This window comes from Gordonia sp. CPCC 206044, assembly GCF_048537895.1.
In the GTDB taxonomy this organism is placed as follows: Bacteria; Actinomycetota; Actinomycetes; order Mycobacteriales; family Mycobacteriaceae; genus Gordonia.
Genome location: NZ_JBCLVL010000012.1, coordinates 144,368 through 162,518 on the forward strand (window position 1 = coordinate 144,368; position 18,151 = coordinate 162,518).

18 protein-coding genes are annotated in these 18,151 nt (G+C 67.4%); 9 read left to right on the forward strand and 9 right to left on the reverse strand.

Translation table 11 applies throughout. From position 1 onward, the window contains the following. Positions 1–14 precede the first annotated feature (14 nt). Positions 15–842 (forward strand): hydrolase, encoded by an 828-nt coding sequence (locus AAFP35_RS19100; protein ID WP_419223245.1) that lies wholly within the window; start codon positions 15–17, stop codon positions 840–842. A gap of 43 nt (positions 843–885) precedes the next feature. Here the strand turns inward: AAFP35_RS19100 and galE are convergent, their stop codons facing one another. Next, on the reverse strand, positions 886–1,905 hold the full coding sequence (gene galE, locus AAFP35_RS19105) for a UDP-glucose 4-epimerase GalE (protein ID WP_419223212.1): 1,020 nt from the start codon (positions 1,903–1,905) through the stop codon (positions 886–888). A gap of 162 nt (positions 1,906–2,067) precedes the next feature. Here galE and AAFP35_RS19110 point away from each other — a divergent pair, with 162 nt between their 5' ends. Further along, positions 2,068–2,961: an alpha/beta hydrolase gene (locus AAFP35_RS19110; protein WP_419223213.1), complete on the forward strand. Its 894-nt coding sequence runs from the start codon at positions 2,068–2,070 to the stop codon at positions 2,959–2,961. A 59-nt stretch (positions 2,962–3,020) separates the two neighbouring features. On the opposite strand, the gene rfbB is transcribed toward AAFP35_RS19110, so the two are convergent. Then, positions 3,021–4,025, reverse strand: coding sequence for a dTDP-glucose 4,6-dehydratase (rfbB, locus tag AAFP35_RS19115; protein ID WP_419223246.1), 1,005 nt, complete (start codon positions 4,023–4,025; stop codon positions 3,021–3,023). Positions 4,026–4,119: 94 nt separating this feature from the next. On the opposite strand from rfbB, the gene rfbA reads away from it, so the two are divergent. Both rfbA and AAFP35_RS19125 read left to right on the forward strand, forming a co-directional pair. Continuing rightward, positions 4,120–4,995 carry a glucose-1-phosphate thymidylyltransferase RfbA gene (rfbA, locus tag AAFP35_RS19120; protein ID WP_419223214.1) on the forward strand — a complete coding sequence of 292 codons (876 nt, stop codon included), beginning with the start codon at positions 4,120–4,122 and terminating at the stop codon, positions 4,993–4,995. A gap of 16 nt (positions 4,996–5,011) precedes the next feature. Next, positions 5,012–5,626, forward strand: coding sequence for a dTDP-4-dehydrorhamnose 3,5-epimerase family protein (locus AAFP35_RS19125; protein ID WP_419223215.1), 615 nt, complete (start codon positions 5,012–5,014; stop codon positions 5,624–5,626). Positions 5,627–5,834: 208 nt separating this feature from the next. Here the strand turns inward: AAFP35_RS19125 and AAFP35_RS19130 are convergent, their stop codons facing one another. Together AAFP35_RS19130 and AAFP35_RS19135 are read right to left on the reverse strand one after the other, a co-directional pair. Then, on the reverse strand, positions 5,835–6,176 hold the full coding sequence (locus AAFP35_RS19130; protein ID WP_419223216.1) for a DUF2304 domain-containing protein: 342 nt from the start codon (positions 6,174–6,176) through the stop codon (positions 5,835–5,837). 5 nt (positions 6,177–6,181) lie between these two features. Then, the gene (locus AAFP35_RS19135; protein ID WP_419223217.1) at positions 6,182–6,946 is read right to left on the reverse strand and encodes a glycosyltransferase family 2 protein; all 765 of its coding nucleotides are present in this window, start codon (positions 6,944–6,946) and stop codon (positions 6,182–6,184) included. A 49-nt stretch (positions 6,947–6,995) separates the two neighbouring features. Between AAFP35_RS19135 and AAFP35_RS19140 the strand changes: the two genes are divergently transcribed. Next, positions 6,996–7,853, forward strand: coding sequence for a glycosyltransferase family 2 protein (locus AAFP35_RS19140; RefSeq protein WP_419223218.1), 858 nt, complete (start codon positions 6,996–6,998; stop codon positions 7,851–7,853). Here AAFP35_RS19140 and AAFP35_RS19145 read toward each other — a convergent pair. Together AAFP35_RS19145 and AAFP35_RS19150 are read right to left on the reverse strand one after the other, a co-directional pair. Further along, positions 7,796–9,118, reverse strand: coding sequence for a lipopolysaccharide biosynthesis protein (locus AAFP35_RS19145; RefSeq protein WP_419223219.1), 1,323 nt, complete (start codon positions 9,116–9,118; stop codon positions 7,796–7,798). The two genes, AAFP35_RS19140 and AAFP35_RS19145, sit on opposite strands and share 58 nt — an antisense overlap. Positions 9,119–9,126: 8 nt before the next feature. Then, on the reverse strand, positions 9,127–10,482 hold the full coding sequence (locus AAFP35_RS19150; RefSeq protein WP_419223220.1) for a M1 family metallopeptidase: 1,356 nt from the start codon (positions 10,480–10,482) through the stop codon (positions 9,127–9,129). A gap of 170 nt (positions 10,483–10,652) precedes the next feature. Between AAFP35_RS19150 and AAFP35_RS19155 the strand changes: the two genes are divergently transcribed. Then, the gene (locus AAFP35_RS19155; RefSeq protein WP_419223221.1) at positions 10,653–11,072 is read left to right on the forward strand and encodes a DoxX family protein; all 420 of its coding nucleotides are present in this window, start codon (positions 10,653–10,655) and stop codon (positions 11,070–11,072) included. A 127-nt stretch (positions 11,073–11,199) separates the two neighbouring features. Here AAFP35_RS19155 and AAFP35_RS19160 read toward each other — a convergent pair whose 3' ends face one another. Beyond that, entirely contained in the window at positions 11,200–15,078 is a 3,879-nt protein-coding gene (locus tag AAFP35_RS19160; protein WP_419223222.1) for a Pls/PosA family non-ribosomal peptide synthetase, read from the reverse strand. A 279-nt stretch (positions 15,079–15,357) separates the two neighbouring features. Here AAFP35_RS19160 and AAFP35_RS19165 point away from each other — a divergent pair, with 279 nt between their 5' ends. From AAFP35_RS19165 to AAFP35_RS19175, 3 genes are read left to right on the forward strand one after another with little or no spacing between them, the layout of a single operon-like run. After that, on the forward strand, positions 15,358–16,332 hold the full coding sequence (locus AAFP35_RS19165) for an alpha/beta hydrolase (RefSeq protein ID WP_419223223.1): 975 nt from the start codon (positions 15,358–15,360) through the stop codon (positions 16,330–16,332). A 40-nt stretch (positions 16,333–16,372) separates the two neighbouring features. Continuing rightward, entirely contained in the window at positions 16,373–16,705 is a 333-nt protein-coding gene (locus tag AAFP35_RS19170; RefSeq protein WP_419223224.1) for a YidH family protein, read from the forward strand. Between the two features lies 1 nt (position 16,706). Continuing rightward, positions 16,707–16,973 carry a hypothetical protein gene (locus tag AAFP35_RS19175; protein ID WP_419223225.1) on the forward strand — a complete coding sequence of 89 codons (267 nt, stop codon included), beginning with the start codon at positions 16,707–16,709 and terminating at the stop codon, positions 16,971–16,973. A 70-nt stretch (positions 16,974–17,043) separates the two neighbouring features. On the opposite strand, the gene AAFP35_RS19180 is transcribed toward AAFP35_RS19175, so the two are convergent. Continuing rightward, positions 17,044–17,478, reverse strand: a complete 435-nt coding sequence (locus AAFP35_RS19180; RefSeq protein ID WP_419223226.1) for a TIGR03668 family PPOX class F420-dependent oxidoreductase — start codon at positions 17,476–17,478, stop codon at positions 17,044–17,046. After that, positions 17,475–18,050 (reverse strand): TetR/AcrR family transcriptional regulator, encoded by a 576-nt coding sequence (locus AAFP35_RS19185; RefSeq protein WP_419223227.1) that lies wholly within the window; start codon positions 18,048–18,050, stop codon positions 17,475–17,477. The genes AAFP35_RS19180 and AAFP35_RS19185 overlap by 4 nt, the downstream gene beginning before the upstream one ends. Positions 18,051–18,151: the final 101 nt, after the last annotated feature.

Sequence of the window (18,151 nt, forward strand, 5' to 3'; positions counted from 1 at the left end):
CTACGGTCGAGGGCATGGTGTGGATCTGCGACCTGTGCGGCAACGAGTATCCGCCGTCCGATGAGCCGCCGAACATCTGCTTCGTCTGTGCCGACGATCGGCAGTTCATCCCTCGCAGCGGTCCGAGCTGGTCTCGACTCGACGAGGCCGCGTCCAACGAGGTGACTGCCACGGAGGTCGAGGCGGGCGTATTCGAACTGGCACTACACCCGGCGGTGGGGATCGGCCAGAAGACGTTCCTGGTCGCGACGGCGGGCGGCAACGTGCTCTGGGAGCCACCGGGATTCGTCGGTCCGGCACTCGTCGACCGACTCGCCGAGTGCGGCGGGGTCGCGGCGATCACCTCGAGTCATCCGCATCTCGTCGGGGCGAGCGTGTCGTTGAGTCACCGGTTCGGCCGGGTGCCGGTGTTGTTCAACGCGCTCGACCGTCGGTGGATCACCCGACCGGATTCCGTCGTCGAGTTCTGGGAGGGCGCGGCCGATGTCGCACCCGGCGTTCGGCTCGTGCAGTGCGGTGGTCACTTTCCGGGCAGCGCGGTCCTGCATCTCGCGGATGCCGCCGAAGGGCGTGGCGCCTTGCTGACCGGCGACACGATCATGGCCGTGCAGAGCCCCGAGATGGTGTCGTTCATGCGCAGCTATCCGAATCTGATCCCGTTGTCGCCCAGACTCGTTCAGCAGATCGTCGATCGGGTCTCGACGCTGGAGTTCGACCGGATCTACGGTGCGTTCGGTGAGCCGGTCGCGGAGTCGGCACGGCGGGTGATCGAGACCTCCGCCGAGCGCTACATCGGATGGTCGACCGATGCCATCACCGATCCCGACGAGCCGCTGGGGTGAGCCGAGTTCACCCGGGTTCGTCTCCTGGGCGACCGGGGATGATTCAGGCGTCCGGGTACCCGTTCGGGTTCTGCGACTGCCAGCGCCAGGTGTCGGCGCACATGTCGTCGATCGTCTTGGTGGCCTGCCATCCCAACTCCGCGTTGGCCTTCGACGGATCGGCATACGACGCGGCGATGTCGCCCGCCCGCCGTGGTGCGATTTCGTAGGGGATCGGCCGACCACTGGCCCGCTCGAAGGCCTGGATCACCTGCAATACCGAAACACCCTGTCCGGTACCGAGATTCCAGATCGACATCGGGTCAGCGTGCTCGGTGATGCGAGCGAGGGCCGCGACATGTCCGGCGGCCAGATCGTCGACATGGATGTAGTCACGCACGCCGGTCCCGTCAGGCGTGTCGTAGTCGTCACCGAACACCGACAACTTCTCCCGTCGTCCCACGGCCACCTGCGCGACGAACGGCATCAGATTGTTGGGGATGCCGCTCGGGTCCTCGCCGATGTCACCGCTGGGATGCGCGCCGACCGGATTGAAGTACCGCAGTGAGGCGATCCGCCACCGGTCGTCACTGGCGGCGACGTCGGTGAGCACCTGTTCGATCATGACCTTCGTCCAGCCGTACGGATTGGTCGCCGACGTCGGCAGGTCCTCGGTCATCGGCAAGGTCGGCTCGGCGCCGTACACGGTGGCCGACGACGAGAACACCAGGCTGCGTACGTCGTGTCGCGCCATCGCCCGAAGGAGCGAGAACGTGCTGTCGAGGTTGTTCTGGTAGTAGTCGAGCGGTTTCGCGACCGACTCACCGACCGCCTTGTACCCGGCGAAGTGGATCACCGCGTCGATCTGTTCGTGAGCGAACAGATGCTCGGTCTTGTCCACGTCGGTGAGGTCGATGGAATGCACCGGGATCGACGACCCGGTGAGGTTCTCCAGTCGCCCGACGACCGTCGGCTTGGAATTGCTGAAGTCGTCGACCACGACGACGTCGTGGCCGGCCTCGGCGAGGTGGATGACCGTGTGCGAGCCGATGTAGCCGGCGCCGCCGCTGACGAGTACGCGCATGACGACCACCGTATTCGCCGATGCTGGGAACCGACGTGGCAGGCGCTGTGAGCTTGGTCAACCGTCCGTCCCCGACCAGCGCGCGATGACGGTGGTCGCCGTGGGCGGTAGCGTCGGCGACGGGACACATCGAACGGTCGGGGTCGAGTAGTCAGGGGTGGGATGAACGCGAGGTCGGACGTCACGTTTCGGTCCGGTGCACAGGTCTGTCGAGGTTGGCTGTACCTGCCGGACACCCCGGAGCCTGCGCCGATCATCGTGATGGCGCACGGGCTCGGTGCGGTGAAGGAGATGCGCCTGGACGCCTTCGCCGAACGATTCCGGGACGCCGGATACGCGTGTCTGGTGTTCGATTACCGTCACTTCGGCGCCAGCGACGGACAGCCTCGCCAATTGTTGTCCATTCGCCGCCAGCTCGACGACTGGGCCGCCGCGATCGACCATGCCCGCACGATCCCCGGCGTCGACACCGAGCGCGTGATCCTCTGGGGTACATCCTTCGGTGGCGGACACGTGATGAGCGCAGGCGCCCGCGACGGGAACGTCGCCGCGGTCATCGCCCAATGCCCGTTCACCAGCGGTATCGCCTCGACTCTCGCACTGGACCCGACGTCGACGGTCAAGGTCATCACACGCGCAGTCGCCGACCTGGCCGGCTCGGTGGTCGGGAGAGAGCCGGTGACCGTGGGACTGGTCGGAGCGCCCGGCGAGGCCGCGCTGATGACCGCGCCGGACGCGGCGTCCGGGTATCTGCCCCTGGTGCCGGAGGGCTATCCGTTCGTCAACGGCGTGGCAGCACGGGTGGGGCTCACCATCCCGCTGCATCGTCCCGGGCGCGCGTTGCAGCGGCTCACCTGTCCGGTTCTGGTGTGCGTATGCGACGAGGACTCGGTGGCACCGGCCCGACCGACGGTGCGATATGCCCGCCGTGGCCCGACGACCCGTCTCGTGCGTTATCCCGAGGGACACTTCGACATCTACGTCGGTGAGGCCTTCGAGCAGGTCGTGGCCGATCAGGTCGACTTCCTCGACGTGGTGGTTCCGCTCCCGGCCTGATCCCGCCGGCGTCGTTGCCGCGCATCGGTGCGGGAGAGCAGATCGGTGATGACCTCGGCTCAGCCGATGATCTTCTCGGTGGCCGCGTAGCCGGCCTCGACACCCGATTTGGCGTGCTCCCACCAGTCGGTGTGATCGCGGTACCAGTCCATGGTGGCGGCCAGGCCCGAGCGGAAATCGACATAGTTCGGTCGCCAGCCGAGCTCGGTGCGCAGCCGCGTCGAGTCGATGGCGTATCGGCGATCGTGGCCCGGTCGGTCGGTGACGAAGTCGAAGGCGTCGGTCGGTTGACCCGACAACTCGAGGATGGTCTCCACGACAGTGCGGTTGTCGACCTCGCCGTCGGCGCCGATGAGATACGTTTCTCCGATCTCGCCGCGATCGACGATGGTCCACACCGCGTCGTTGTGGTCGTCGACGTGAATCCAGTCGCGTACGTTGCGGCCGTCCCCGTAGAGCTTGGGCCGCACACCCGACAGCACGTTGGTGATCTGGCGCGGGATGAACTTCTCGATGTGCTGGTACGGGCCGTAGTTGTTCGAGCAGTTCGAGATCGTCGCGCGGATGCCGAACGAGCGCACCCACGCCCGCACCAGCAGGTCGCTGCCCGCCTTGGTGGAGGAGTACGGGCTCGACGGGTTGTAGGCGCTGGCCTCGGTGAACCGTGCCGGGTCGTCGAGGTCGAGGTCCCCGTAGACCTCGTCGGTGCTGATGTGGTGGTAGCGGACGTCGTGTCGACGAACCGCCTCGAGCAGTGCGTACGTGCCGACCAGGTTGGTCTGCACGAAAGCCGACGGGTCCGCGAGCGAGTTGTCGTTGTGGGATTCGGCGGCGAAATGCACCACCAGATCCGTCTCGGTGACCAGCGAGTCCACCAGGTCGACGTCGGCGATGTCGCCTTTCACCAGATCGATGCGGTCCGACACCGAATCGAGGGTCGCCGGGTTGGCCGCGTAGGTCAGCTTGTCCAGCACGGTGATCTGCACGTCGGGCCGTTGCGTGAGCGTACGCAGCACGAAATTCGCGCCGATGAAACCGGCCCCGCCGGTGACCAGAACCCGCATGGGCACACCTTTCTCCTCGACGCCGCACACCTTACCGGTGGCCGTCGGACCTGCGTCGATCGTGTGTGGCGCATCTGCCGTTAGGCTGTCACCCATGCGCGGCATCATCCTGGCAGGGGGCACGGGGACCCGTCTGCACCCCATCACACAGGGGGTCAGCAAGCAGCTCGTCCCGGTCTACGACAAGCCGATGATCTACTACCCGCTCTCAACGCTGATGCTCGCCGGTATCCAGGACATCCTGATCATCACCACGTCGCAGGACAGCGCGGCCTTCCAGGCGTTGCTCGGCAACGGTGATCAGTTCGGGATCAACCTCTCCTACATCACGCAGCCGTCACCGGACGGCCTCGCGCAGGCGTTCGTCCTCGGTGCCGACCACATCGGTACCGAATCGGTGGCACTCGTGCTGGGCGACAACATCTTCTACGGTCCGGGCCTGGGCAGCAAGCTGCAGGGGTTCGAAAACGTCGACGGCGGTGCGATCTTCGCGTACTGGGTGGCCGATCCGACGGCCTACGGTGTCGTCGATTTCGACGAGAACGGAACGGCGGTCTCGCTCGAGGAGAAACCGTCGGCGCCCCGGTCCAACTATGCGGTGCCCGGTCTGTACTTCTACGACAACGATGTCGTCGAGATCGCCCGTGGGCTCAAGCCCAGTCCCCGAGGCGAATACGAGATCACCGACGTCAACGCCCACTACCTCGAGCGGGGCAAGCTCGCGGTCAAGGTGTTGCCTCGCGGTACGGCGTGGCTCGACACGGGAACCTTCGACTCATTGCTCGACGCCGGGAATTTCGTGCGGACGGTGGAGCAGCGGCAGGGACTCAAGATCGCCGTGCCGGAGGAGATCGCGTGGCGTCGCGGTTTCCTCAGCGATGACGAATTGGCTTCTCGTGCAGAGAAACTGCGCAAATCCGGGTACGGCGACTACCTGCTCGCGCTGCTCGCTCGCGGCCGCGACCACTGACCTCGGAGGAGATTCGATGAAACTTCGGCCACTGTCCATCGATGGCGCGTGGGAACTGACCCCTGTGCAGCATGGTGATGCGCGGGGACTGTTCGCGGAGGTGTTCAAGGCGGATCTGCTCGCCGAGGTCATCGGGCACCGTCTCGACCTCGCGCAGGTGAACCTGTCGGTGTCGGCGGCCGGGGTGCTGCGCGGCGTGCATTTCGCCGATGTGCCGCCGGGGCAGGCGAAGTACGTGACCTGTCCGGTCGGTGCGATCCTCGACGTCATCGTCGACATCCGTGTCGGCTCGCCGACCTTCGGGACCTACGACACGGTGCTCCTCGACGATGTCGATCGGCGCGCGGTGTACCTGTCGGAGGGGCTCGGCCATGCGTTCTGCGCTCTCGAAGACGGTTCCACGGCCACCTACCTGTGCTCGACCGGATACAACCCGACCGCCGAGCACGGCATCAATCCGCTCGACGAGGACCTCGGGATCGAGTGGCCCACCGTCGGTCGTGACGGCTCGCCGCTGACCTACGAACTGTCCGACAAGGACACCGCCGCACCCGGCCTGCACGAAGCCCGGGACGCGGGCCTGTTGCCCTCCTACACCGACGTCACCACCTACCTCCGCACCCAGGCCTGACGCCGAACGCCACCCCGCACCCCACAACCCGCGGTCCCAACCCGCCCCATGGCGGTCGAGAGCAACCGGATTTTCACCGACAGCAACCGCGATGTCGCCGAACCGGCGGCCGCAGGGCCGACGGCGGTTGCTGTCGGTAAAAATCCGGTTGCTCTCGACGTGAATGGCTGGCGAGCCCCGCTCGACGGGAGGGGCAGGTGCCCCCGCGTCAGGTGCCCTCGTGATCGCGCGCGTTCTGCAACGCGATGGCGCGTGCCAGACGCGCGTAGCGGACCTCGAGTTCGCGGAACTTCAGATAGGTCGACACGGTGGTGAAGGCGAACGCGATCACCAGCAGGAACAGCACGAGGTCGAGACCGCGTTGGATGCCGAGTTTGTTGGCCACCCAGGTGACGTCGTCTTGCCGGAGCATCGCGTAGACGCCGAAGACCACGAACGCGACGAACAGGATCTTCACGCCGGCAGACGCGCGGGCGGTGCCGCGGCTGACGATGAAGAACGTGACCAGGGCCACGATCACCAGGATGGCCAGGATCTGAAACCAGATCATCGCGCTCACTTCCTCATCCGGCTGTGCAGCAACCCGTCGGCGACGATGTTCACGCCGTTGATCAGCGACTGCCCCTTCGCCCGTGAATAGTCGGTGTAGAGGATTGTCACGGGTTGTTCGGCCACCCGCCATCCGTGGTGGTCGATCAGCGCGACGAACTCCGACGCGTGACTCATTCCGTTCATCAGCAGGTCGAGCTGGTCGGCCACCGTCCGGTTGAACGCCCGTAAGCCGTTGTGCGCGTCCGTGAGTCCCAGTCTGCGGGTTCGCGGACTGAGGAACACGATGGTGCGCAACGCTATTCGTCGCAGCGCGGGAACCGATTCGCTGCGCCCTTCGGCGAATCGGGTGCCGACGACGATGTCGATCGGTTCGCTGCGGAGTCGGGCGATCATCGCGGCGACGTCCTCGACACGATGCTGGCCGTCGGCGTCGAAGGTGACGAAATACCGTGCCCCCGGTTGGGCTCGCGCGTATTCGACGCCGGTCTGGATCGCCGCACCCTGCCCGAGGTTCACCGGATGGCGGACCAGACGGATCCCGGGCCCGGGTCGGGCTCCGGCATGGTCGTGCCCGGCCTGCACGGATCTTGTCGCGGCGGCGGCCGCGAGGATCTCCTCGGCCGAGTTGTCCCGGCTCCCGTCGTCGACGCACACGATGTTCGGGAACGTCTTTGCGGCAGCCGACACCACGTCCCGGATCACCTGTCCCTCGTTGTAGACGGGGACCACCAACCAGACGTCGTCATTGCTGGTGGAGCCGGAGGTCATGTCGGTAACCCTATCCGAGCCGATTGCGGCGATGACCTACCCTGGTCGCGTGCCGATCGACGTGATGATGCCGTTCTATGGCGACGTCGCACAGTTCCAGCAGGCCGTGACCAGTGTGCTCGGGCAGCGCGACGGCGACCTGCGGCTCGTCGTGGTCGACGACTGCTATCCGGATCCGCAACCGCGGGAATGGTTGGCAGCACTGACCGATCCACGCGTGCACTACGTCCGCAACGAGACCAACCTCGGGGTCAACGGCAATTTCCGGCGGTGTACCGAGCTCGTGGAAGCAGATCACTTCGTGGTCATGGGCTGCGACGACGTGATGCTCCCGGACTATCTGGGGACGGTGCGGACGCTCGCCGCACGTCATGCCGATGCGTCGGTGATCGCGCCCGGTGTCGAGGTGATCGACGATCACGATCGGCCGGTCCGACCTCTCGGCGACCGCATCAAATCGGTGCTGTCGCCCGGCGAACCAACCGTGCTGTCCGGAGAGGCGATGGCCACCAGCCTCTATCGCGGCAACTGGACGTACTTCCCTTCACTGCTGTGGCGCACCGCGCCGGTCCGCGAGGTCGGTTTCCGATCCGGACTGGAGATCGTGCTCGATCTGGCCCTGCTCGTCGATCTCGCGGCCGCGGGCGGCTCGCTGGTGTACGACCCGACGGTGGTGTTCCGGTACCGACGACACGACGCCTCGGTCAGTTCGGTGCAGGCGGTCGACGGGCGACGATTCGCCGAGGAGAACGACTTCTTCGCCGGTGAGGCCCGCAGATGCGCCGAACGCGGCTGGCCACGTGCGGCCCGTGCGGCCCGCCTGCACGCGACGTCGCGGCTCAATCATCTTCAGTCACGCGTCGCGGGTGCGGCGGGTCGGCTACGCGCCGCCAGCCCCGCCAGGTGAACCACCATCCCGACGACGGGCCCTCCGATGAGCGCGACCACGACCCGGGTCTGCACGTCGAGGGGTAGCAGTAGCAGCAGTATCGAGGCGATCGTCGCCACCCACCAGCCGGCGGCATACCAGCGATGGGCGGCCGTGGCGACCGCGGCGGCACCGGTGATGGTGAGCAGCGCCACCGCCGTGGCGCCCAACGTCAGTCCGGCGAGCGCCGATCCCGACAGCCGGTAGTCGGCGCCGAAGACGGTCGTCAACAGCCACGGCCCGATCAGCCAGGCAGCACCTGCGCCGACCACACCGATCGCGGTCACCGCAGCCACCGGCGCCTGCAGCGCCGTCATCAGCCGGTGTCGCCCGTCGACGAACCGGGTGATCAGAACGCCCTGAAAGCTGTTCAACGGCACCAGGAGTGGCGCCCGGGTCAACGTCACGGCCAGCACCACCGCACCCACGGTGGCGGCGTCGGCGCGGCCGCCGATGCCGTCGGTCGCGTTGATCAGAACCGGGAATCCCATCACCAGGACCGCACTCGCGGCTGCCGCGGCCATGGCGGTCACCGTGTTGGCGGTGAAGCGGTGCGTCGGCACGTCTGCGGGCAGTCCGACGCAGCGGCGAGCCGACGACGACCCGATCAGCAGGAGCATCCATGAGACCGACCCGACGACGGTGATCACCAGGAACGCGACCAGCCCGAGACCGAGGACGACGGCGACCACGGACGCGACCAGCCGGATCAGCGCATCGACCGACAGCAGGGCCGCGAACGGCCCCCAGGACACCGTCCCCGACAACGCGCCGGCGAGGTGGGCGTACACGGCGAACGATGCGACGCCCACCGACAGCAGCGCCACCGACAACCAGCGGTACTCGGAGAAGACGTGCCCGCTCCACAGCGGTGAGGTGACCGCGACGAGCGCTCCCAGTGCCACCCCGACCAGCACATTGGTCAGCCAGGGGCGGGCACGGTCGCCGTCGTCGGCTCGGTCGCGGGATTCGACGTTCGCGCGGACGGCGCGCGTCGTCTCCTGCAGTTGCCCGTTCTGCGCACCCGTGACCATCCCGTACGCGGCCCAGAACACGGCGAAAACCGCGTATCCGGCCGGACCCAGATCGCGGGCGGCCAGCAGGAGGACCAGATATCCGGAAGCGGCGGCGATGAGTGTCGCGACGGTGACCCGGCCGATGGCGCCGGAGCCGGCCGCCTCCTCGGACGTGCTCGCATGATCACCGGGCCCGGCGCTCGGCGTCGGTCCTGCCTCCTCCGACATCGCAGGGCTCAGGACGGTCCGGGGAACGGTGGCAGCTTCGCGGTGAACAACCACTCCTCCCACAGCGGACCGAGTGACGTCGTGGAGAAGTTGGCGGCGAGGGCGATGAAGTCCTCGGTGCTCGCCGTGCCGTAGCGGTACTTGTCGGTCCAGCGGTGCAGCAGGGCGAAGAAGTTGCCGTCGCCGATCGTCAGCCGCAACGCGTGCAGCGTGAGGGCACCGCGTTTGTAGACCCAGTCGTCGAACATCCGCCGCGGCCCCGGATCGGCCAGCACGGCCCGAACCGGATGGGCGGCGAGCTTGTCGTAGTAGTGCCGTGCCCATTCGGCCGCGCTGCGTCCACCCGAGCGCTGACTCCACAGCCATTCGGAGTAGCAGGCGAAGCCCTCGTGCAACCAGATGTCACGCCAGCGCGCCAGCGTCACCGAATTGCCGAACCACTGGTGCGCCAGCTCGTGCGCGACGAGCCGTTCGGCGCTTCGGGTGCCGTCGCAGTGATTCGCCCCGAAGGTGGAGAAACTCTGCGCTTCGACCGGGATGTCGAGCACGTCGTCGGTGACCACCACGGTGTAGGTGGGAAACGGGTACGGCCCGAACATCTCGACGAAGACCTCGATCATCTCCAGCTGCCGGCCGAAGTCGACCTCGAGGTTGCCCATCAACCGCTGCGGCACGATGGCCTCGACGGGAAAAGGCTTGGTGGCCAACGTCTTCTTCTTGTACGGGCCGATCTGTACCGATGCCAGGTAGGTGGGCATGGGCTCCACCTGCTGGTAGACCCAGGTGGTCTGCGCGGCACGGGTGCGCTTGGATTCGAGTACGCCGTTGGCCAGTGCGTAGTACGGACTGTCGGTGGTGATCGCGATCCGGTACGGCGCCTTGGCGCTGGGGTGGTCGTCGCAGGGGAACCACGACGCCGCACCGTTGGGCTGGTTCGCGCACAGGGCGCCCTCGGACAACTCCTCCCAGCCGACTTCACCCCAGGCGCCTCGGATCGGGCGCGGCGATCCGGCGTAACGCACCACGATGGTCATCGCCCCACCTGGGGGGATGGGGCTGTCGGGGGTGACCGTGAGCTTCTTGTTGCGATGGCTGTAGCGGGCTCGCTTGTCGTTCACCGTGACGCGCGAGACCGACATCGTGGAGGCCAGATCGAGGGTGAACCGCTGCAGGTGGACGAATGACGTCGCCGTCAGGACCGCCACTCCGGCCAGCCGGTTGGGGGACACCTTGTACTCGAGTTCGAGGTCGTACCGCGAGATGCGGTAGCCGAGGTTGCCGTTCTCCGGCAGATAGGGATCGATGCCGTCGTCAGGGGCGCCCAGAACAGGTTGCCGTGGACTCCGGCCCGACTTTCCCGGCACTGACTCTCCCGTCTATTGCGGCGCGTATATCCCACGTCAGTGGTGCGCCGTCGCGGACACTTAGGTTACCTGCCGGACTCGGGGTGCACCTGTCGGCCGCGCTGTGAGAAGCTAGGACACGGCAAGCGGACCGCGGTCCGGTTTATTCATGGGTCGGAGGAAAGGGAACCATGTTCGGTCTTCGGAGTCTGACGTTCTTCTTGGCGCGGTTGATCCTGGGCTACATCTTCATCATGCACGGGTGGCAGAAGCTGCACACCAACGGAATCTCCAACGTGGAGAAGGGGTTCGACGCGATGGGGATCCCCGCGCCGGACCTGGCCGCCCAGTACGCGACCTGGGTCGAGTTCATCGGCGGCATCCTGCTGATCCTCGGGCTGCTGCTGCCGCTGGTCTCGGTTCTGCTGATCGCCGACATGATCGGTGCGATCGCCTACGCGCATTGGGATCAGGGCTTCTGGAACACCGACGGTGGGTACGAGCTGCCGCTGGCGCTCATCGCGGGTCTGTTGGCCGTCGGTTTCGCGCAGGCCGGTAGCGCCGCAGCCGATCACTACGTCTTCCGGCGGCGTGGTCGCGCGCTCGACTGATCTGAGCGACTCCACGACGGGGAGCTTTCGTTCACGTGGGTGACCGCCCAGGTGAGAGGAAGCTCCCCGTCGTGTTCGTGGGTCGCAGTGCTCTGTGATCCACCACCGGCTGTCGCGGTCCGCGGACCTACCGCGACCACGGTGCGATCGGGTTGCCCTGCCATCGGGTGTGCGCGGGCACCACGTCGCCGCGCATGACCAGCGACGCAGGCCCGACTGTCGCACTCTCACCCAGACCGGCGGCCGGAAGAGCCACACAGTGGGGCCCCAGCGTCGACCCCTTCTCCAGCGTCACCCGGTCGATGGCCATGACCCGATCGTGGAACAGGTGGGTCTGGACCACACAGCCTCGTTGCACGGTCGCGCCGTCGCCGAGGGTGACCAGATCCGCCTCGGGCAGCCAGTACGTCTCGCACCAGACACCGCGGCCGATACGCGCGCCCAGCATCCGCAGCCACAGGGTGAGGATCGGGGTGCCGGTGGCCGCGTTGGCGAACCAGGGCGCCGCAACGGTTTCCACGAACGCGTCGGACAGTTCGTTGCGCCAGACGAACGAGCTCCACAGCGGATGCTCGGAGACCTCGATCCGTCCGACGACGAGCCACTTCGCCGCGGCCGCGATGCAACAGGCCGCGGCCCCCGCCACCAACAGCAGTAGCCCACTGACCAGAGCCGCAGCCCAGAACCCTGCGTGCAAGGCGATGTACTGCAGACCGAGGAGCATGAACAGACCGAGACCGAACGACACCATCACCGGGATGATGCGGAGGGTCTCGACGACCGACCTCGCGACCTTGAGACGCATCGGCGGATCGAACGTACGAGACGTGTCGGATTCGGATGCGGTGCGCCGCAGTCGGACCGGCGGGCTGCCGAGCCAACTCGACCCCGACTTCGCGCGATCCGGCGTCGCCGACAACACGGCGACGAGGCTGTTCTTCGGGACCTTGCGGCCGGGGCCGGTCATCCCCGAGTTGCCGAGGAACGACCGCTTGCCGACCTTCGCCTCGTCGATGTGCAACCAGCCGCCGCCGAGTTCGTAGGACGCGACCATCGTGTCGTCGGCGAGGAACGCCCCGTCGCCGATGCTGGTGAACTTCGGCAGTACGAGCGCGGTGGAGATCTCGGTCCCGGCACCGACCTTGACGCCGAGGATGCGGAACCACCACGGCGTCAACAGACTCGCATACAGCGGGAACAGGTACGTGCGGGCGGCGTCGAGCAACCGTTCGGTCATCCAGACCTGCCATCCGACGCGGGAACGGACCGGGTGATAGCCCTTGGTGAGCCCGATGGACAACAACCGCACCAACACCCCGGTGATCACCGCGAACACCAGGAGGCTCGTCAGCGTCGCGACCGGAAGCAGGATGAGGCAACGGATACCGACCTGGCGCAGCCGGTCCGTGTGGATGGCCCACGACCCCATCACCGCGAGCCCCGATGCCAGCGCGATCAACGGGATCGCGGCGAGCAGCAGCGACGACAGACCGTAGATCGGGACCCACTGGGTGCCGCGTGGCGGACGATGGTCCGGCCACGGGTGATCGGCCTTACCGACCTTCACCGCGGGCGAACCGGCCCACTGCTGACGCGCCTTGACCCGTCCGAGGACCGCCGAACCGGGCGCCACCTCGGCGTCCCGGCCGATGATCGCACCGGGGAACAGTGTCGAGCGGGCGCCGATCGACGCGCCGCGTTTGATGACGATCTCACCGATGTGCAGGACGTCGCCGTCGATCCACCAGCCGGCCAGATCCACCTCGGGTTCCACCGACGCGCCTTCGCCGATGGTGAGCAGTCCGGTCACCGGCGGAATGGTGTGCAGGTCCACCCCGCGCCCGATCTTCGCGCCCAGCGCGCGGGCGAGATAGATCATCCAGGGCGCTCCGGACAGATTGGCGGCACCGCTGGCGTCGAGCAGCCTCTCGGCCACCCACAGCCGCAGATGCGTTCCCCCGCCGCGCGGATAGCGGCCGGGTCGCACCCCGGCCAGCAGCAGACGGGCCCCGGTGGCGGCGATGACCATGCGGCCGACCGGTGTGATGAACAGCAGGAAGGCCACCAGCAGGACCCACCAGTTCACGCCGACGAGCCACGGGACGTTGCGGTCGGTACGCTCGACGATCTCGATGGCGATGTTGTTCGCCACGCCCAGCCAGGTCGCCCACTGCAGGCCGGTGAGGGTCGTCAGCGGCACCGACAACGCGATCTGCGCGATCCCGGTGCGCCGCGGCGTGGGCGTCACCTCGCGCGGCGTCACCACGATCGACGGGGTCAATCCGTCGAGCATCTCGGCGAGAGAGCCCAGACGGGGATGGTCGTAGAGCTCGGCGACGGTGATCTCCGGATACCGCGAGCGCAAGGCCGTCACCAGTTGAGCGGCCGCGAGCGAACCGCCGCCCTCGGCGAAGAAGTCGGCGTCCGGGCTCGACACCGGGATACCGAGCACATCGGTCCAGCACTGCGCGATCCATGCCTCGGTGTCGGACAGGTCGTCGTTGTCGTCGTCGGCGGGGTTGGCCCCTGGCAACGGCCACGGCAGCGCGTTGCGATCGACCTTGCCGGAGGTCCGGGTGGGCAACTCGTCGATGACCGCCAGTCGGGGCACCATCGGGGCGGGCAGTTGTGTCGCCAACGTCGCATGTGCCGCGGCCACATCGAAATCCGGATTCGACGACACCAGGTATCCGACGAGCAGCGTGTTGCCCGCGGCGGATTTGCGTACCGCGACGGCCGCGCCGCTGACGCCCGGCAGGTTCTGCAGCGCATTGTCGATCTCACCGAGTTCGATGCGTCGGCCGCCCACCTTGACCTGGTCGTCGGCACGGCCCTGGAACAACAGCCCGGCGGGGTCGAGGCGCACGAGGTCGCCCGAACGGTAGGCCCGATCCCAGCCCAGCGTCGGCATCGGAGCGTACTTCTCGGCGTCCTTGGCCGGGTCGAGATAGCGCGCCAGACCCACTCCGCCGATCACCAGTTCGCCGACCGCGCCCTCGGCCACCGGTTGTCCCTCGGCATCGACGACGGCGAGATCCCAGCCGGGCAGCGGTAATCCGATGCGCACCGGGCCCTGGCCGTCGAGCGGTGCCGCGCAGGCGACGACGGTGGCCTCGGTGGGGCCGTAGGTGTTCCACACCTCGCGACCCTCGACGGCGAGCCGTTCGGCCAGCTCCGGCGGACAGGCCTCGCCGCCGAAGATCAGCAGGCGCACGGCCTCGAGTGCCTCGGCAGGCCACAGCGACGCCAGCGTCGGCACCGTCGAGACGACGGTGATGTCGCGCTGCACGAGCCACGGGCCGAGATCCATCCCCGAGCGCACCAGCGATCGCGGTGCGGGCACCAGACAGGCGCCGTGGCGCCACGCCAACCACATCTCTTCGCACGAGGCGTCGAAGGCCACCGACAATCCGGCCAGCACGCGATCGCCGGGGCCGAGCGGATCGTCGAGCAGGAACATCCGCGCTTCCGCGTCGACGAAGGCGGCCGCGTTGCGATGGGTGACCGCCACGCCCTTGGGCGTCCCGGTCGAGCCGGACGTGAAGATGATCCAGGCGTCGTCGTCGAGGGCTGGGCGGCTGTCACCCGGTTCGGCGAGCAGCCCGTCGGTGTCGCGGGCGGGCAGCCCCGCGATTCCCGCGGCGCCGATGACGACATCCACCTTGGCCTCGCCGAAGACGAGTTCGGCGCGTTCGTCCGGATCGTCGGCGTCCACGGGGACGTAGGCGGCACCGGCATAGAGGGTGGCCAGGATCGCGACGTACAGGTCACGGCTGCCCGACGGCATGCGGATGCCGACACGCCCGCCGCGGGTCACACCTGCGGCACCGAGACGTTCGGCGCCCCGTCGGACCAGGGCGAGCAGCTGCGCATAGGTGAGAGCGAGGTCACCATCGTCGATCGCAGGCGCGTCCGGGAATCGCGTCGCTGCGTCGTCGAGGACGTCGCACAGCGTGCGTGCGGCGCTGGCCTGCGATGACAGCAGGAATTGAGACGGGATATCCACGTGTCACCACCATCGTTTCGGCACGAATCGGAGAATATATCGGATGTCGGAGTCACAAGCCTGTGACATGGGTGAACAGTGCGTGGCGTGGGTCTCGCAGCCCAGACCCGGTGAGTTTGCGCGCGAAACCCCGCGGATGGTCGCAGACGATCGTTTCGGTCGGTGTAGTTTGCGGACTGAAGGACCTCGACGGGAGTGCCCCCTCCTCCGCCAGGTGACCGACCCGTCGAGTGCCCCGTGTCATGCGATGAAGGTCATCAGATGACGAGGACACCGACTATGCCGATCGTGCAGCACCGCAAACCGAGTCTCCTGTCGTATCCGATGTGGCTCGGCACCCGAACCGTGCTGCGTCCGACCCTGTCGCTGTGGCCGTTGAACCGGCCCGGGATGGCCGGACTGTTCCTCATCGACCGCGCCATTGCGGTGGGCCCCAAGCCGAAGGGCGTTGTTCGCGAACCGATGATGTTGGCCGATCGGCGGGTGGAATTGATCATGCCGTCCGGCCCGTCGCGCCGCGACCCGGAGACCGCGATCCTCTACCTGCATGGTGGGGCGTTCGTGGTGTGTGGTCTCGGGTCGCACCGCTCGATCGCCAGTCGATTGGCCCGGTCCTGCGAGCTCCCGGTGTTCTCGTTGGAGTACCGGCAGTTGCCGTCCGCGGGCGTGGGGACCTCGGTCGCCGATGCGGTCGCGGCCTACCGCGAACTGCTGACCGAGCGGGGCTATCGCCGCGTGGTGGTCGCGGGCGACTCGGCCGGCGGGTTCCTGGCGGGCAAGGTCATCGAAGCCGCGGCGCTCGCGGGACTGCCGCGGCCCACGGCATTCGTCGGCATCTCGCCGCTGCTCGACCTCGACGTCGGGCTCAACCCCGACCGATCGAGCCGCTCGGACGCCTACATCCCGCAGAAGAAGATGGCCGAGTTGGAGACGAAGTTCGACCGTGGTCCGGTCCCGTTCACCGGGGTGCGGCGAATCGTCGAGGTGGCCGACGAGGACTTCCCGCCCACGGTGATCGTCACCGCAGAGGGTGAGATGCTCGAGGCCGATGCCATCGAACTCGTCGAGATCCTCGACGGCTTCGAGGTGAACGCTGCGGTGCACAGTTACGCTTGGCAGGTGCACGCGTTCCCGGTGCTGACCACGCGTCATCCGGAGACCGTGCGAGCGATCGAGTTGATCGCCGACTTCACTGCCGAGGCCATTCGAGAGGCGAAGAACGCTGACAAGCGAAAGGACAAACGAGCCGGCTGAGCTGGGGTCGGGCTCCGACGACACGGACACCCCGCCGGTGGTGCCGGGCGCCATCGATGCCCGCTTCACGTTGGCTGCCGAACGGACCGTGCTCGCCTGGGTGCGCACCTCGTTGGGATTCCTGGCGGCCGGTGTCGCGGTGGTCTACGTGGCAGGCGACATCGCCCATCCGATCGTCGAGACGGCGCTGGGTCTCATGATGGTCGCGCTGGGCTGTGCGATCGCGCTGATCGGTGCCTGGCGGTGGCGTAAGACGATGCGGGCACTGCAGCAGGGCGGGCAGATGCCGGGGCCGTCGCACGTGGTGTTCCTGATCATTGCGATAGTGGTCGTGGCGGTGGCGATAGCCGTCGTGATCACGATCCAGACCTGAGGTGACGAGACCCTTGACGATGTTCAACAACGATTTCCAGCGCGGGGCGCAGAGCTTCTCCCGCGGCATGACGATCGTCGGGTCCGTGGTCTTGATGGTGTGTGTGGCCCTGCTGACGGTGAACTGGTGGCGCGAGGGCCGTTGGGTGTGGGTGGTCATCGGCATCGCGATCGTCGCGGTCAACATCGCGTTGATCTTCTTGCAGTTCCGCAAGCGCAAGCTCACCCCGCCGCCGCGGTCGGACGCACCCGACGACGACCGGCCCTGACCGTCAACGGGTCACGTCTCGTCGACCGCGCCGCGAGCGCCGCCGCTGGAGCGGGGTTGCCAGGGCGGTGCTAGCTCGCCGACCATCCGTGCCACGACAACTCTCGTACCGCGATCACCGATCCCGTGGGCCGGCGCTCGCGATATTGGGGGTACTTCTCGGCGAGTACGTCGATGCCCCGGCTTCCCTCGGGTGTATCGGCGGTGATGACCTGCGCGTGCCCGTCGACCCGAACCCACCACAACTCATCCCAATCGTCGGCGTAGTGGTCGGCCAGGAGCGACACTCTCGGATTGTCCGCGATGTTGGCGAGTCTGCGTAACCTGTTGGTGCGCTTGGGCTTGTGGTCGACGCACGAATAGACGACGTCGTCGGCGACGGCGAACACCACCGGGACGAGATGCGGTGTGCCGTCCGCCCCGGCGGTCGCCAAGCGGGCGACGCGGGCCGCGGCGAAGCGCCGGCGTAGGAGTGCGTCGGACTGCGCAGATCGTTTCTCGCTCACGGATTCTGGCCCGTCGTCGGATACTGCAAGCCGGCGATCAACACGCCGACCATGCGACGTTCGTCGTACCGCGGGTCCTCGCCGGCCCCCACACACAGGTTCCCGATCGCCCTCATCAACTCGACCGGGTGTACGTCGCGGTTCACCTCACCTGCGGCGACGGCGGCGTCGAGCAGGTCGGCGCAGACCGGCACCAGGCGATCCAGGAAGTAGTCATGCAGTGTCTCGAAGCGTGTGTGGTCCGACCGCATCGCGGCGGCCAGGCCGTGTTTGGTGACCAGGAAGTCGACGAACTGATCCACCCAATCGGCAAGAGCCCGATAGGGAGACGCGCTGCTCGCCGACAAGGCGGGGCCCGCCTCGGCGCAGGCCTCGACCTGATGGCGGTAGACCGCGATGATCAGGTCGGCGCGGGTGGGGAAGTGGCGGTAGATGGTCCCCATGCCGACGCCCGCCTCGGCCGCGACGTCGCGGACCGGGGCGTCGACCCCGGATCTGACGAACACCCGGGCGGCCGCCTCGAGCAATAGCTGCTCGTTGCGTCGGGCGTCGGCGCGTTTCGCCGGTGGCATCGTTGTTCTCCCTCGCTCGCCCCTTGCTAACCGGAACAGCGCTCCGTATCGTAAGTGGAGCAACGTTCCGCTTGATTATGATGCCAGACAGTGCGTCGACA